This window comes from Agromyces seonyuensis (assembly GCF_009789225.1).
GTDB lineage: Bacteria > Actinomycetota > Actinomycetes > Actinomycetales > Microbacteriaceae > Agromyces > Agromyces seonyuensis.
This window is the reverse complement of the sequence record NZ_WSTA01000014.1, coordinates 12,796-27,041: the sequence shown is the minus strand read 5'-3', so window position 1 is coordinate 27,041 and position 14,246 is coordinate 12,796. Positions and strand designations below refer to the sequence as shown.

11 protein-coding genes are annotated in these 14,246 nt (G+C 73.2%); 1 reads left to right on the top strand and 10 read right to left on the bottom strand.

The features are described 5' to 3' along the window. Window positions 1–61 precede the first annotated feature (61 nt). The 5 genes from GB864_RS04845 to GB864_RS04825 form a co-directional block, all read right to left on the bottom strand. Window positions 62–1,837, bottom strand: a complete 1,776-nt coding sequence (locus GB864_RS04845; protein ID WP_160423222.1) for a protein kinase domain-containing protein — start codon at window positions 1,835–1,837, stop codon at window positions 62–64. Between the two features lie 4 nt (window positions 1,838–1,841). Beyond that, window positions 1,842–2,315 carry a hypothetical protein gene (locus GB864_RS04840; protein WP_160423221.1) on the bottom strand — a complete coding sequence of 158 codons (474 nt, stop codon included), beginning with the start codon at window positions 2,313–2,315 and terminating at the stop codon, window positions 1,842–1,844. Between the two features lie 236 nt (window positions 2,316–2,551). After that, window positions 2,552–5,296 (bottom strand): outer membrane protein assembly factor BamB family protein, encoded by a 2,745-nt coding sequence (locus GB864_RS04835; RefSeq protein ID WP_160423220.1) that lies wholly within the window; start codon window positions 5,294–5,296, stop codon window positions 2,552–2,554. Between the two features lie 235 nt (window positions 5,297–5,531). Then, entirely contained in the window at window positions 5,532–6,587 is a 1,056-nt protein-coding gene (locus GB864_RS18920) for a ThuA domain-containing protein (protein ID WP_160423219.1), read from the bottom strand. A gap of 177 nt (window positions 6,588–6,764) precedes the next feature. Beyond that, complete coding sequence (locus GB864_RS04825; protein ID WP_160423218.1) at window positions 6,765–7,472, bottom strand: hypothetical protein; 708 nt, start codon at window positions 7,470–7,472, stop codon at window positions 6,765–6,767. 165 nt (window positions 7,473–7,637) lie between these two features. On the opposite strand from GB864_RS04825, the gene GB864_RS04820 reads away from it, so the two are divergent. Continuing rightward, window positions 7,638–8,273, top strand: a complete 636-nt coding sequence (locus GB864_RS04820; RefSeq protein ID WP_160423217.1) for a DJ-1/PfpI family protein — start codon at window positions 7,638–7,640, stop codon at window positions 8,271–8,273. Window positions 8,274–8,279: 6 nt separating this feature from the next. Here GB864_RS04820 and GB864_RS04815 read toward each other — a convergent pair whose 3' ends face one another. The 5 genes from GB864_RS04815 to GB864_RS04795 all read right to left on the bottom strand — a co-directional run bounded on the left by GB864_RS04815 (window position 8,280) and on the right by GB864_RS04795 (window position 14,069). Further along, window positions 8,280–8,885 carry a GNAT family N-acetyltransferase gene (locus tag GB864_RS04815; RefSeq protein WP_160423216.1) on the bottom strand — a complete coding sequence of 202 codons (606 nt, stop codon included), beginning with the start codon at window positions 8,883–8,885 and terminating at the stop codon, window positions 8,280–8,282. A 26-nt stretch (window positions 8,886–8,911) separates the two neighbouring features. Further along, window positions 8,912–9,811, bottom strand: coding sequence for a KPN_02809 family neutral zinc metallopeptidase (ypfJ, locus tag GB864_RS04810; RefSeq protein WP_160423215.1), 900 nt, complete (start codon window positions 9,809–9,811; stop codon window positions 8,912–8,914). Window positions 9,812–9,877: 66 nt separating this feature from the next. Continuing rightward, complete coding sequence (gene rraA, locus GB864_RS04805) at window positions 9,878–10,348, bottom strand: ribonuclease E activity regulator RraA (protein WP_160423214.1); 471 nt, start codon at window positions 10,346–10,348, stop codon at window positions 9,878–9,880. 125 nt (window positions 10,349–10,473) lie between these two features. Next, window positions 10,474–11,508, bottom strand: coding sequence for an alcohol dehydrogenase catalytic domain-containing protein (locus GB864_RS04800; RefSeq protein WP_336603880.1), 1,035 nt, complete (start codon window positions 11,506–11,508; stop codon window positions 10,474–10,476). A 146-nt stretch (window positions 11,509–11,654) separates the two neighbouring features. Then, window positions 11,655–14,069 (bottom strand): HAD-IC family P-type ATPase, encoded by a 2,415-nt coding sequence (locus GB864_RS04795; protein WP_336603879.1) that lies wholly within the window; start codon window positions 14,067–14,069, stop codon window positions 11,655–11,657. Window positions 14,070–14,246 lie beyond the last annotated feature (177 nt).

Here is a 14,246-nt window from a genome sequence, read left to right as displayed (position 1 = left end):
GCAGCGGGACGGATCCGGAAGGACGGTCGTCAGCGGCGTGGCGATCGAGGGCCCATCCGCGTCACGGCCCGCGTTCGGGGGGTGCTGTGGCAGGCGGTCCGGTCGGCGCGGCGGTCGGCGCGGCGGTCGAGGTCGGCACCGGCGCCGAGGTCGTCACGGGCGGAGCGCTCGGGGTCGGCTCGGCGATCAGCAGCGTGACGACCGACCCCAGGCGCAGCACCTCGCCCGCAGACGGTCGGGAGGCGCCCACGACGGCGCCGGCCGCGGCGGACGTCGCCTCGACGCCGAAGCCGGCATCCTCGAGCACGGCGCGGGCCGCGGCGACGGACATTCCGCGGACCTCGGGCACCCGGTTCGAGCCGGAGGCGACGACGAGATCGACCGTCGCCCCGACGGGGAGTCGCGCATCGACGCCGGGCGACGAGGCGAGGACGGTGTCGCCGGACGCCTCCGTGTGCTCGACCGAGACCGTCCCGACCGAGAGTCCGAGCCCGACGAGGATGCTCCGCGCCTCCGCCAGCGCGAGGCCGGCGAGTTCCGGGACGGGGATCGATGCGAGCGCCGGGGCCCTGGTCGAACGGACGCTCGGGGACGGCGAGGGGGAAGCGGACGGCGACGGCGACGGCCGTTCCACGGGCGCCGCCGCTGGCTGCGGGGAAACGACGTCGGACGGCGTCGCGAGCGAGGCGCCGACGACGAGCGCGCCGACCGCGGCGACGGCCGCGAGGACGACCGCCGTCTCCGCTCCACGCCGACGCGCACGACGGACGCGTCGCTGTCGGGTCCGGTTCACGCCGACGGGCAGGACGATCGACTCCTCCGGCGCCGCGAGGTGCACGCGGGTCCTGCCGAGCACGCGCGTGCGATCGAGGGCGCCGGCTCCGGGCGCGTTGCCGGGGTCGCCGGGATCGGCGCCATCCGGGCGGTCGTCGCCGCGCTCGGTCGCCTCGACGGCCGGCACGGCGAGCGCGGCCAACGCTGCGCGGAACGCCTCCGCGGTCGGGAAACGGTCGTCGGGTCGCTTCGCGAGTGCGCGGCGCAGCACCCGGTCGAGCTCCCGCGTCGCCCCGGGCACCCGGTCGGCGAGCGTCGGCGGTTGCTCGGCCCGATGCGCCTCGAGGGTCGCGGCGGCGCTCTCCCGGGGGAACGGCCCGGCGCCCGTGAGGGCGAAGCAGAGCACGCCGCCCGCCTGGTAGACGTCGCCGCGTTCATCGACGGGAAGTCCGCGCGCCTGCTCCGGCGAGACGTAGCCGGCGTTGCCGACCACGCCGGCGTCCTCGCTCGTCGCCGCGCGCAGCACGTCCCGGCCACGTGCGGCCTCGCCCGCCGAACCCGAGAGCCCGAAGTCGACGAGCCGGACGCCCACGACGACGTCGTCGCCGCCGAGCTCGACGATCACGTTCGACGGCGACACATCGCGATGCACGAGCCCCGTGAGGTGCACCGCCTCGAGTCCCCGCAGTGTCCCTTCGAGGACCGCGATCGCCGTGCCGAGGGGAAGCCCGCCCTGCTCCGCGACGAGTTCGGAGAGCGGGCGGCCGGGCGCCCGTTCCAGCACGATCCACGCCCGGACCGCCCCGTCGGCCTGCACCTCCGTGCCGGTGCCGAACGCGGCGGCGAGGTTCGGGTGCCGGAGCCCGGCGATGCGCTCCGCCTCGGCGAGGAACGCGGCGCGACGGGCATCCGAGTTCGAGAGGTGCGGATGCAGCACCTTCAACGCGACGAGCTGCTGCATCCGTTCGTCGAACGCCTCGTGCACGGTCGCAGTGCCGCCGGATCCGAGGCGCCGACGGAGCCGGTAGCGACCGCCGACGAGGTCGCCCTCGTCACCCGTCACGCCCTCAGCGCCACACGGCCGGTTCGACGACGCGCGCGCGGACGCCGCGGCCGAGCGGCTGCCACCCCTCGGCCGGCTCCGCGGCCGGCAGGAGCGCCACGGCGAGCGCAGCGGCGTCCGCGCAGACGGAGGCCGGATACCACCGGGCGCCGGTGACGACGGGCACCCCGCCGAGCTCCGCGAGCCAGCCGAACATCCCGGCCTCCGGCCCCCGCACGAGCTGGATCCCGAGCTGCGAGCGACTCGCGCGGAGCTCCGCGACGGCGTCCCGCGCCTCGTCGGCAGAGCCGTGCAGCCGCGCTCCCCGGGCGAGCTCGCGGTTGTTCGAGGCGTACAGGCGCCACACGACGAGTTCGGCCGCGTCGGGCTGCGGCCCCGGGTCGATGATGCCGAAGCGGCCGCGGAACCGACGCCAGGCCTCGAGCATCGGATCGTTCGGACCGGAGAACCGCGAGAAGGTGACACGTGACGACGACATGGGCTCCCGCACTGGAGTCGAGCGGTCGCGCCTGTCGCGACCTGGGTCAGCGTCAGGTCGGCCGGTGTGCCGGGGCCGTACGGAACATGAAGAGCGAGTGTCCGGCGGATGTGGAAGTGGTCGTTTCGCAGCATTTGCCCCGCGAACGGGGGTAGTGGAGTGCTCCGGCCGAGCACGACGGCGGCCGGGCCCGGACCCTCGCGGATCCGGACCCGGCCGACCGGCAGTCGCCGCTCCTACTTGACGACCGTCACCGTCGCGGTCGAGGTCAACTGCACCTGCTCGCCTCCGACCAGGAAGTTCGCCCGGAGCGTGAGTTGCGTCGACCCGGTCGGCACGTTCTGGTCGAGGTCGGCCTTGTCGAACTCGACGAACAACTTGCCGCCCCGCGTCTTCACGGACTCCGCCTCGACCGGTGTGCGGCCGAGCGGCGTGACGAGCACCGCCCCGCTCTCGTAGCGATGCCCGGCCGGGATCGCGAACTCGGCCGTGGCCGTGCCGCGCACCCCGGTGAAGAGCCCCGAACGGGCCATGAGGTCGAGACTCGATCGCGAGAACGTCAGTGCGCCCGGCACGTCCGTCGGCGTCAGCACGACCTCGATCTTGCCGGTCGGCCGCGGGTCGGTGCAGTCGTTGAAGAAGTACTCCCCGGCCCGGTCGAACGTGTGGGTCGCGGACTCCCCCGGCTGCAGCCGGAAGGCGAACTCCCCCTCGAAGAACTGGGTGGCGCAGTGCTCCTTCGCGTTCGGGAAGTTCGGGAACGTCTCCGCGCCCGGGTTCGTGAACGTCACCGTGGTGCCGACGGGCACGCGCAGGTGCGTCGGCTGCATGGCGTTCGTCGCGACGCTGTCGCGCGCGGCCGCCGTGTCGGCGGTGCGGCTCGTGCGGGCGAGCAGCACGGTGTTCGCGACGCCCGCACCGTCGACCGCGGCCCCGCTCACCGGCCGCCGGATCGTCAGCGGCGACGTGTCCGGACCCTCCTGGCTGCCCGAGGCGGTGCGGTAGTCGCCGCCGAGCTTGAACGCCCAGAGCGAGTCGCCGGCCGTGATCGAGCCGCCGTACGGGTTCGTCGATCCCGCCGCGATCACGGCGACGTACTGCTCGCCGTCGATCTCGTAGGTGATCGGCGCCCCGGCGATGCCGGACCCGGTCTGGAAGTCCCAGAGCACGTCGCCGTCCGAGGCATCCATGGCCAGGACCCGGCCGTCGATCTGCCCGACGAACAGGAGGTCGGTCGCCGTCACGAGGGGACCCTGGCCGTGCGACATGTCGGTGCCGAGGTGGTTCTGCCAGGCGACCTCGCCGGTCGAGGCGTCGTAGGCGAGGATGCCGCCCGTCTGGTACTGGCCGATGGCCCGCAGCCCGTTGGAGGCGGCCCCGTTGTAGTGCGCCACCGGGTTCGTGCCGTACGGGTAGTACACGAGGTTCGTCTCGTGGCTGTAGGCGTTGTTCGACCAGTCGGCGCCGCCGTTCTGGCTCGTCGTCGAGAGGATCGGCAGGTCGAACTGCGGGTCGTACATGCAGCCTTCGCGGTGGCCCGACGACCCCTCGGGGTACGTCAGGAACGGCTCGTCCGCCTTGACGTAGCTCTCCGGGTTGAACACGAGGTTCCCCTCGGCATCGGGCTGGTAGCCGTTGTAGTTCGGCACCGCGCGCCACGGGTCGCCGGGGATGTTCTCCGGGTCGAGCGGCTCGTAGACGATGCACTCGGGCAGCAGGCGGTTCACCGGGAAGGGCTGCGTCTCGGCGTGCGCCTGCCGCGAGTCGGTGATCATCGGCTTGTCGACGACGGGCAGCACCGGCGTGCCGTTCGTGCGGTCGAGCACGAACTGGTGGCCCGACTTCGAGCCGTAGAAGAGCACCTTGCGCTCCTCCGTCTTCGGCTTGCCCTTGCCCTTCCCGTTCCCGTCGGCGGCGACGGGCACACGGATGTCGGCGAGCGTCGGCGGGTGGACGTTGTCCATGTCCCACACGTCGTGCCGGATCGACTGGTAGTGCCATTTGTAGTCGCCCGTCGTCATGTCGACGGCGACGAGGGTGGACGAGAACAGGTTGTCGCCCGGGCGCAGCGAGCCGTTCTGCGAGGAGGTGCAGCTGCGCGCATTGCCGAAGGTCATGTAGTACATGCCGAGCTCGGGGTCGACGGCGCCGTGCATCCACGGCGTCGACCCGCCGACGAGGGCGCAGTCCGTGCCGTCCGGCAGCAGCTCGCCCCACGTGCCGCCCGCATCCACCGAGTTCCCGTTGACGTCGGTGTAGACGACGCCCCGCTGCGGGCCGCCGAAGAAGTGCCAGAGATACGAACCGTCGGAGGCATCGAGCGCCACGACTGCCGCGCGGTCGCCGTTGGCGGCGTGGGCGTACACGATGCCGTCCCAGTACACGGTCGCGACCCGGTCGAAGTTGCCGAGGAACTCGCCGTTCGGTCCCGTCGGCTGCACGACCCAGGCCTGCTGCCCGGTCGCCTGGTCGAGCGCGACGACCCGGTCCCCGTCGGCGAGCGTGAAGATCTTGCCCTCGCCGGCCGCGACGCCGCGGCGCGTGCCGGAGGCGGCGAACTCGGTCGGCTCCCACTTCCACACCGCGGCGCCGGTCTTGCCGTCGACCGCGATGACGCCGCCGGAGGGGGTGTCGACGTAGATGACCCCGTCGACGACGATGGGCGTCGTCTGCTGGCCGGTGTCGTCGGAGGCCGGGGCGACCGCGGAGACGTGCGTCTCCCACTCGGGCGCGAGCCGATCGAGATTGCGCTTCGTGATCTGCGTGAGCCCCGAATAGTGCTGGTTGCCGAGATTGCCGCCGACCGTCGGCATGTCGGCGCCGGTCGGCTCGAGCCCCGTCAGTTCGGCGCTCGGGACGGGGTCGGGCTTCGGGCCGTGCCCGCCCCCGTGCCCCGGGCCGCCGCCGTGGTTCGGGCCGCCGACGCCGAGCGCCGGGGTGGCGACGAGGCCGGCCGCGAGGAGTCCGACGGCTCCCGCCAACCCCAGTCTCGTCATGAGGCGGCGGGGCCGGCCTCCGGGCATCCTGCGTTGTCTCTGCATTGCTTCGCTCCTTGATCGTCGTCGATCGGATTCCGCGGTGCCGAGCCGCGCCGGGATGGCGGCGGACGTCCGCGGGCATGGCACGGCCCGGACCCCGGAGCATTCCGGAGCCCGGGCCGTGGGTGGTGCGTTCTCGTGCGGTGCGTGCGCTCGCAGTGCGGTCGCGCGCTCCCGGTCAGACCTCGCAGAAGGGCGTGATGCCCATCGCCGATTCGATGCCCGACATCAGGTGCTGCTTGAACAGGTCCTCGCCCGCGAGCGGCGCGTCCGTGTAGAGCGCCACGTCGTGGCCGAGGGTCGTCAGGAACGCCTTGCCGCCGTCGTAGTAGTGGCACCAGCTGACCGGGTGGTGCTCGCCGTGGCCGGGGTGGCCGGTGGCGCGCCCGTTGAGGCTCGTCGCCTTGTCGACCTCGAGCAGCACGTTGACGTAGCTCGGGTACGGCTCGAGGTTGTACCACTCGTCGGTGAACGCCCACGTCTTCGGCATGAACGCGGTCGAGACGTCGTCGTCGTTGACCGTCTCGACCGTGCCGGCCCGGTTCGGGGCGTGGTCGTAGAAGTTCGCACCGCCGAGCAGGCCCTCGTACCAGTCCCAGTGGTACTCGGCGCCGAAGGCGTTGTGGACGCCGACGAAGCCGCCGCCGCGGCGCACGTACTGCAGCAGGTTCGTCTGCGCCGTGTCATCCAGGGTGTCGCGGTTCGAGCCGAGGAACACGACGGCCTGGTAGTTGTTCAGGTTCGAGAACCGGGTGAGGTCCTCGGTGTAGTCGACCTGGATGCCCCGCTCCGCGGCCCACGCGATGATCGCGGCCTGCGCGACGTTGTCGGCGTTCAGCGGCGGGTTGAGGCCCGGCGCGAGCGGCGTGCCGAGGTGCGCGTGGCGCGGACCCGCGGTGCGGCTCCACACGAAGATGCGCTTGGCCTCGCCCTCGCTCCAGCCGTTGCCCCACTCGTGGTAGCACACGGGATCGGTGCCGCGGCAGACGCCGTAGTCCTTGACGTTGTCCTGGTAGATCGTGTCGACGACCTTGTCGTCCTTGCGATCGCCGTTGCCCCTGCCGCGGTCGTCGCCGCGGCCGTTGCCCTTGCCGTCGTCGCCGTGGCCGTACGAGGACCCGCCGCCGTACCCGTTGCCCTGCCCGTTGCCCGTCGACACGCCCGCCGCGAACAGGCCCGCGCTGAGCGAGACCGCCGCCGCGAGGGCGAGCCCGGACCGGAGTAGTGATTTCACCTGATCCCCTTTGATCGTTCGTGCGATTCGAAGCGCGGGCGACCGTCCGTGGATCCCGGGATGCGATGCGAACCCGTCCCGTGTCCCCCGCTCGAGGGTGAATGTAAGACCGCCGCGCAGGGGGTGCCATCGGCGTTCCAGCCAGTGAGCGCCGCCGGAATCGCCGGTGGGCGCGGGTCAGTTCGCGGGGGCGGTATGCGGGCGGCGGGCGAACGCGGGGCGGAGATAGTCGAGTTCGTCGCGCGGCAGCACGGCCGTCAGCAGACCGCCGCCGGGCAACTCGGCGCCGTAGCCGACGACGAACGGGTCGGTGTCGAGCCGCACCCCGGGCAGGACCCCGCCGTCGATCTCGACCTCGACGTCGTGCTCCACCGCGCGGGTCGAGATGAGCGGGTACGCGGCCGGATGCCCGGCGCCGCCGGCCAGGCCGAGCTGCTGACGGAACCGGTTCGCGAGCACATACGCCGCGTGCGCGACGAGCACCTCGTCGACCTCGAACCAGGGCCGGCGCTCGCGCTGCCAGCTCGTGCGCACGCACTCCCACAGCATGGGTCGGCGCATCCGGTCGAGGTGCTCGAGGATCCATTCGGGCCGCGGCCACGGCGGTTCCGACTCGATCGCGGCGAGCGTCGGCTCGTCGAGATCCGCGAGATTGCGCGGGTCGTCGGGCGACTCCGGATGACGCCAGAGGGTGTAGCTCACGGCGACGGAGATCTCGTCGACGAAGCCGCCGGTCGAGGCCGTCTCGACGCTCAGCGCATCCCAGTCCTCGATCGCCGACTGCGGCACGAGCCCGTAGACGGGGATGGGCATCGCTCGGGCCTGCTCGGCCCGCTCGAGACGCGGGTCGGGCTCGTCGACGGGTGTCAGACCGGCGAAGTCCATACCCGAGTATTGCGAGGGATGCTCATCCGCGCCACCTCTCGGACGGCCCGCCGCGCGAACTGCAACGCGCCTGAAACACGGGCCGCATCGGCGCTGGCAGTCGCTCGCGGCGGATCGGCAGCCGTCGCCGGGCCGGGCCGAGGGGCGACGCGCGAGGATCGGGGCATGACTGAAACCGCTCCCCCGCTCCGCGTCGGCATCGTCGTCTTCGACGAGGTCGAAGTGCTCGACTGCTGCGGCCCGTTCGAAGTCTTCTCGGTCGCGAACCGCGTCGCCGCCCGGCACGGCCGGCGCGCGCCGTTCGAGGTCGGGATGCTCGCGACGACGCCCGAGGTCGTCGCGCGCGGCGGGCTCGTGCTCCGCGCGCACGCCGTGCTCGGCGAGGCGCCGGCGCCCGACGTGCTGGTCGTCGCCGGCGGGGTGACGGATGCCGCGGAGCGCGATGCCGCACTGCTCGACTGGCTCGCGGTCGCCGCGGAGACGGCCCGGCTGACGGCGTCGGTGTGCACGGGCGCGTTCCTGCTCGCCGAGGCGGGCATCCTCGGCGGGCAGCGCGTGACGACCCACTGGGAGGATCAGGCCGAGCTCGCCCGCCGTTTCCCGTCCCTGCACGTCGAGTCCGGGGTGCGCTGGGTGCGCGACGGCGACGTCTTCACCTCGGGCGGCATCTCGGCCGGCATCGACCTCGCCCTGCATCTCGTCGAGGTGCTCGGCGGGCGCGACCTCGCGCTCGGGACGGCGCGGCAGATGGAGTACCGCTGGATCGAGGCCCCCGCCGCCCCGGCCGCGCCGCTCGGCTGAGCCGCGTCAGAAGTCGACGCGCATGACCGCGCGGCGCTCGCTCGGCCGCGCGACCTCGACGAAGCCCGCCTGGGCGAACCAGTCGCGGTCGCCGACGAACAGTTCGCCCGCGGCCGCCCGTTTGCCCGGGCGGGTGACGATCGGATAGCCCTCGACGGCGGCGGCCCCCCGCTCGCGGGCGAACTCGACGGCCGCCACGGCGAGCGCCTGCGCCACCCCGCGACCGCGGTGGCCGACCCGCACCGTGAAGCACGTGACAGCCCAGACGTCCTCGGCGCTGCGGTCTTCGTCGGGACGGCCGACCCACGGCACCCGCATGGTGGCGAGCCGCACGGTGTCGGTGCGCGGTGCGACGGCGCACCAGCCGATGGGATCGTCGCCCTCGAACGCGAGGAAGCCCGTGGTCGAGTCGGCGTGCGGCTCGCCGCAGTGCGACTGCTCGGCGAGCCGTTCGGCGAGCACCTCCCGCGGGGTGTCGTGGAACGCCGTGACGGGCATCCGGTACCACTGGCACTGGCAGCCGGCGGCGTCGCCGCGTTCGCCGAAGACGGCCTGCAGGTCGGCGGCCGTCGCCTCGTTCGCGGGCACGAACCGGAGAGCGGCGGCATCCACGGGCGGCCGCACTGCGGCCGGCGGGGTCACAGCTCGGCTCCCGACACGGCGAACGTGTCGCACGAGCCCGCGCCCTGCTCGTAGCCGGTCTCGAACCAGCGCTGCCGCTGTTCGGCCGTGCCGTGGGTGAAGGTGTGCGGGTCGGCCTGGCCCTGGGCGCGCTCCTGGATGCGGTCGTCGCCCACTGCGGCCGCGGCGCTCAGGGCGTCGGCGACGTCGGCCTCGGTGAGCGGCTCGAGGTAGGGCGTGCCCGAGTCGTCGAGGGTCGTCGCGGCGGCTCCCGCCCAGGCACCGGCGAAGCAGTCTGCCTGGAGCTCGGTGCGCACGGAGTTCGAATCGGCCCCGGTGCGCCCGTCCTGCGAGGCGGCGAGGATGCCCGCGAGTTGCTGGACGTGGTGGCCCCACTCGTGGGCGACGACGTAGAGCTCGGCGAGCGGCCCGCCGCTCGCGCCGTACTGCGTGCGCAGGTCGTCGTAGAAGGCGGTGTCGAGGGAGATCGTCTCGTCGCTCGGGCAGTAGAACGGCCCGGTCGCGCTCGTCGCCGACCCGCAGCCCGTGCTCGTCGCGCCGTCGAACATGACGAGATCGGCGGGCGGGCGGTAGCCGACGCCGATCGCCGGAGCCGCCTCGGCCCAGTACGTCTCGAGCGCCGCGGACGCGCCGACCATGCGGCACGTCACGTCGGCGTTCGCGTCGGCGCCCGTCCGGCAGCGCTCGAGCGATTCGTCGGACGTCACGGACTCGCTCGACCCGCCGGGCCCGATGCCGATCCCGCCCGCGATGCCCGAGAGGTCGACGCCGAGGAACGAGCCGAGCAGGATGATCGCGAGGACGCCGAGGCCGCCGACGCCCGCACCGATGCCGATGTTGCGCCCGCGTTTGGACGCGCGCCCGCCGGAGATGTCGGCGTTCGGGTCGAAGGTCATGCGCTCACGCTAGCGACCACGGCGGACGGCCGCGGACGGCCGTCGGGGCCCGACCGCGCACAGGGGTCAGCGCTCGACGAGGATGCCGTCCTCGTCGGCCCAGAGGTGCGCGCCGGGGCGGAAGACGACGTCGCCGAACTCGAGCGTCGCGTCGAGCTCGCCCTCGCCCGACTTCGCCCCGCCGCGCGGGTTCGTGCCGAGCGCGAGGATGCCGATGGACAGCCCGCCGAGCGCGACGCGGTCGCGGATCGCGCCGTGCACGACGATTCCCGCCCAGCCGTTCTCGACGGCCAGGCCGCCGATGATGTCGCCCACGAGGGCCGTGCCGAGCGAGCCGCCGCCGTCGACGACGAGCACGGCGCCCCCGCCCGGGGTGCCGAGCGTCGCCTTGAGCAGCGCGTTGTCCTCGAAGCAGGCCACCGTGCGGATCGGGCCGTCGAAGCGGACGTGCCCGCCGACCGAGATGAACTGCAACGGGGTCGTCTGCACCGCCTCGCGGCGCTCGTCGTACAGGTCGGCGGTGGCGGTGGCGCTCATGCGGGAAGCCCTTCGGGACGGCGGTGCGGGTCCGCCCAGGCTATCGAGCGATCGGGTTGGACCCGGGGCCGCCGTCGGCAGAAGACGGCGAGGTCTTCCGCCCCCGGCAAGAACCGCCGCGGTCGCTAGAGCGCGACGACCGTCATCCCCGAGCCCGAGGCGCCGGGCGTGCCCATCGCCGCGAGCGCGTCGGGCACGTCGTCGAGGCCGATGGTGCGGCCGACGAGCTCGATCGGGCGGAACGCCTCGTCGGCGACGGCGCCGAGCAGCACGGGGTACTCGCCCGTCGACATGCCGTGGGAGCCGAGCACCTCGAGCTCGCGCGCGATGACCTCGTCCATCGGCAGGGCCGCGGATGCCTGGTCGCCGAGCAGCAGGCCGATCTGCACGTGGCGCCCCTTCGGCTTGAGGCTGCGCAGGGACGCGACGGCCGTCTGCGGGCTGCCGAAGGCGTCGACCGAGAGCTCGACCCCGCCGCCGGACGCCTCGCGCACCCGTTCGGCCGCGCCCTCGCCGCCGGCGATCGGGATCGCGCCGAGGGCGGCGGCCGCGGCGAGCGCGGCGTCGCTGACGTCGACGGCGTAGACCTCGACGCCCGCGGCGACGGCGATCATGACGGCCGAGAGGCCGACGCCGCCGCAGCCGTGCACGGCGATGCGCTCGCCGGTCTCGAGGCGGCCGCGAGTGACGATCGCGCGGTACGCGGTGGCGAAGCGGCAGCCGAGGGAGGCCGCTTCGACGTAGTCGAGCCCCTCCGGCAGGCGCAGGAGGTTGCGGGAGGCCTCCTCGACGACGACGTACTCGGCGAAGGAGCCCCACTGGGTGAAGCCGGGCTGGCGCTGGTTGCGGCACACCTGGCTGTCGCCGGCGGCGCACTCGTCGCAGCGGCCGCACGCGTAGATGAAGGGGGCGGTGACCCGGTCGCCGACGCTCCAGCCGGCGTCCTCCGGCACCTCGGAGCCGAGCTCGACGAGGTCGCCCGCGAATTCGTGGCCGGGCACGTGCGGCAGCCGCACCGAGTCGTCGTGGCCGCTCCAAGCGTGCCAGTCGGAGCGGCAGAGCCCGGTCGCCCGCACGCGCACGAGGGCGCCGCGGGGCGGGCAGGCGGGCTTCGGCACGTCGGTGACGCGGGGCGCGGCCCCGAACTCCTCGAACAGCACGGCGCGCAAACGCGTCTCCCTTCCTCGGGCGTCGGGGTGCCCGTGGGGGTTTCGGGCCGCGCCTATTCTGCCGCCTCCGGCAGGGCCGGCGCGCACGGCCGGGCGTTCCGCCGCACCGAGGGACGCGGCTCCGAGGCATCCTCGGTTCAGGTGCTCGTGCCGCGCACGCCGAAGCGGCGACGATGCCAGAGGGCGATGAGCTCGATCAGCAGGATGCCGATGGGTGCGATGACCGCGAGGTCGAGGAAGTCGCGCGGGGTGAGGGCGACGAGCTCGAAGAACCAGACGAGCGCGGGCACCGTGTAGACGGCGACGAGGCCGAGCACCATGAGCGCGACGACCCCGGCCTTCACCCAGCTGAAGGGCCGCGAGAGCACGACGAGGATCCAGAGGCCGAGGATGCTGAGGAGGACGACGCAGAGCGAGCGCACGATGTCCTCGCTCTCCCCCGCGGCTCGGGCCCGCCCGGAGGCGACGACGATCCCGGTGGCGACGACGAGCCCGGCCGGGATGGCGAAGGACAGCGAGCGCTTGAGGAATCCCGGCACGTAGCGACGCGAGTTCGGCAGCAGCGCGAGCAGGAACGCGGGCAGGCCGATCGTGAGGCCGTCGGTGATCGAGAGCTGGCGGGGCAGGAACGGGAACGGCCAGAGCAGGAGGCCGAAGACGATGCCCATCGTGATCGCGTAGGACGTCTTCGAGAGGAAGAGCATCGAGACCCGCTCGATGTTCGCGATGACCCGCCGTCCTTCGGCCACGACCGCGGGCAGGTGCGAGAACTTCGAGTCGAGCAGCACGAGCCGGGCGACGGCCTTCGTCGCGTCGGAGCCGGACTCCATGGCGATGCCGATGTCGGCGTCCTTGATCGCGAGCGCGTCGTTGACGCCGTCGCCCGTCATCGCGACGGTGCGCCCGCGGGCCTGGAGCGCGTGCACCATCGAGCGCTTCTGCGTCGGCGAGACGCGCCCGAAGACGAGCTGCTCCTCGAGGATGCCGCCGAGCGCGAAGAGCTCGTCGGGCAGGTCGCGCGCATCCACGCCGTCGCCCGCCTCGAGGCCGACCTCGCGGGCCACCGCGGCGACGGTCGCGGGGTTGTCGCCCGAGATGATGCGCACCGCGACGCCTTCGGCGGCGAAGTAGCGGAGGGTCTCGGCGGCGTCGTCGCGCACCTGCTCCTTCAACGTGAGCAGGGCGACGGGTTCGACGCCGCCGGGGAGCCGGGCGTCGCGCACGGCCGCCGCGTCGAGGACCTCTGCCGACCGTGAGAGCAGCAGGGTCCGCAGGCCGGATGCCGCGAGGGCCTGGGCGCGCTCGCCCAGTTCCGCGAGTGCCGGGTCGCCGCCGGGCCGACCGTCCTCGGCGAGCGCGAGCACGTACTCGGCCGCGCCGAGCACCCAGGTGCCGGGCGCGGCGGAGCCGGAGCCGAAGGTGAGCGCCGACCACTTGCGGGCCGAGGAGAACTCGATCTCGGCGAGAGGCTCGAGCCCCGAGGCATCCGTGAATCGCGTCGCGAGGCTCTTCGCCGTGTTGTTCGCGGCGGGGTCGGCGCCGAGCCTGGCGAGCACGGCCTCCCAGCCGGCGGGCGGTTCGCCGACGGGGTGCGCGGCGTCGAAGACGATCTCGCCCGTCGTGATGGTGCCCGTCTTGTCGAGGCAGATGAGGTCGACGCGCGCGAGGCCTTCGACCCCGGCGAGCTCCTGCACGAGCACGTTGTGGCTGCCGAGCTTGATGGCGCCGACGGCGAAGGCGATGCTCGTCATGAGCACGAGCCCGAGCGGGATCATCGCGATGACGGCGGCGATCGAGGCGACGGCCGCGGAGTTCCACGCCCCGGATTCGATCGCCTCGACCCAGCCGCCGGCGGCCTGCATGTTCGAGTTGATGACGAGCAGCATGATCGGGAAGATCATCCAGGTGATCCACTTGAGGATCCGGTTGATCGAGTTGCGCAGCTCGCTCGAGACGAGCGAGAAGCGCTTGGCCTCGGCCGACAGCTTGCTCGCGAAGGCGTCGGCGCCGACGGCCGTCACGACGATCTCGGCTTCGCCGCCGACGATGATCGAGCCCGACAGCACCCCGTCGCCGACGTGCTTGGCGACCGGGTCGGACTCCCCCGTCAGCAGCGACTCGTCGGCCTCGAGCCGCACGCACTCCAGCACGACGCCGTCCGCCGTGACCTGGTCGCCGGCGCGCAGCACGAGCCGGTCGTCGCGTACGACGTCGGCGGTGGCGAGCTCGAGCAGTCTGCCGCCCCGGCGCACCCGCGCCTTCGGCGCGTGCATGAGGGCGAGCCGATCGAGCTGGCGCTTCGCGTGGTACTCCTGCACGACGCCGATGATCGCGTTCGAGATGGCGGCGAAGCCGAACAGCGCGTCCTGCCAGTGGCCGAGCACGAGCAGCAGCCCGAACGCGCCGAGCACGATGCCGTTGAAGAGCGTGAGCACGTTCGCCCGCAGGATCGAACCGAAGCTGCGGCTGGAGGCGTCGTCGACGCGGTTGACGAGTCCGAGTCGCACGCGCTCGGCGACCTGGGCGTCGTCGAGGCCGTCCCGCGACGGCACGATCGGATCGGGCGCTTCGGTCGCTCGGCGTTCAGCCAGGCGATCGGCCATCGGTCCCCCACGTTCCGCTCCGACCCCCCGGAGCATTCGGATCCCGAGTCTGTCATGCGACCGTCCGTCCGGTCGAGGGTCGGCGGACGGCGGCGGCCGTCCGTCACGGAGTGACGGACGGGGTGC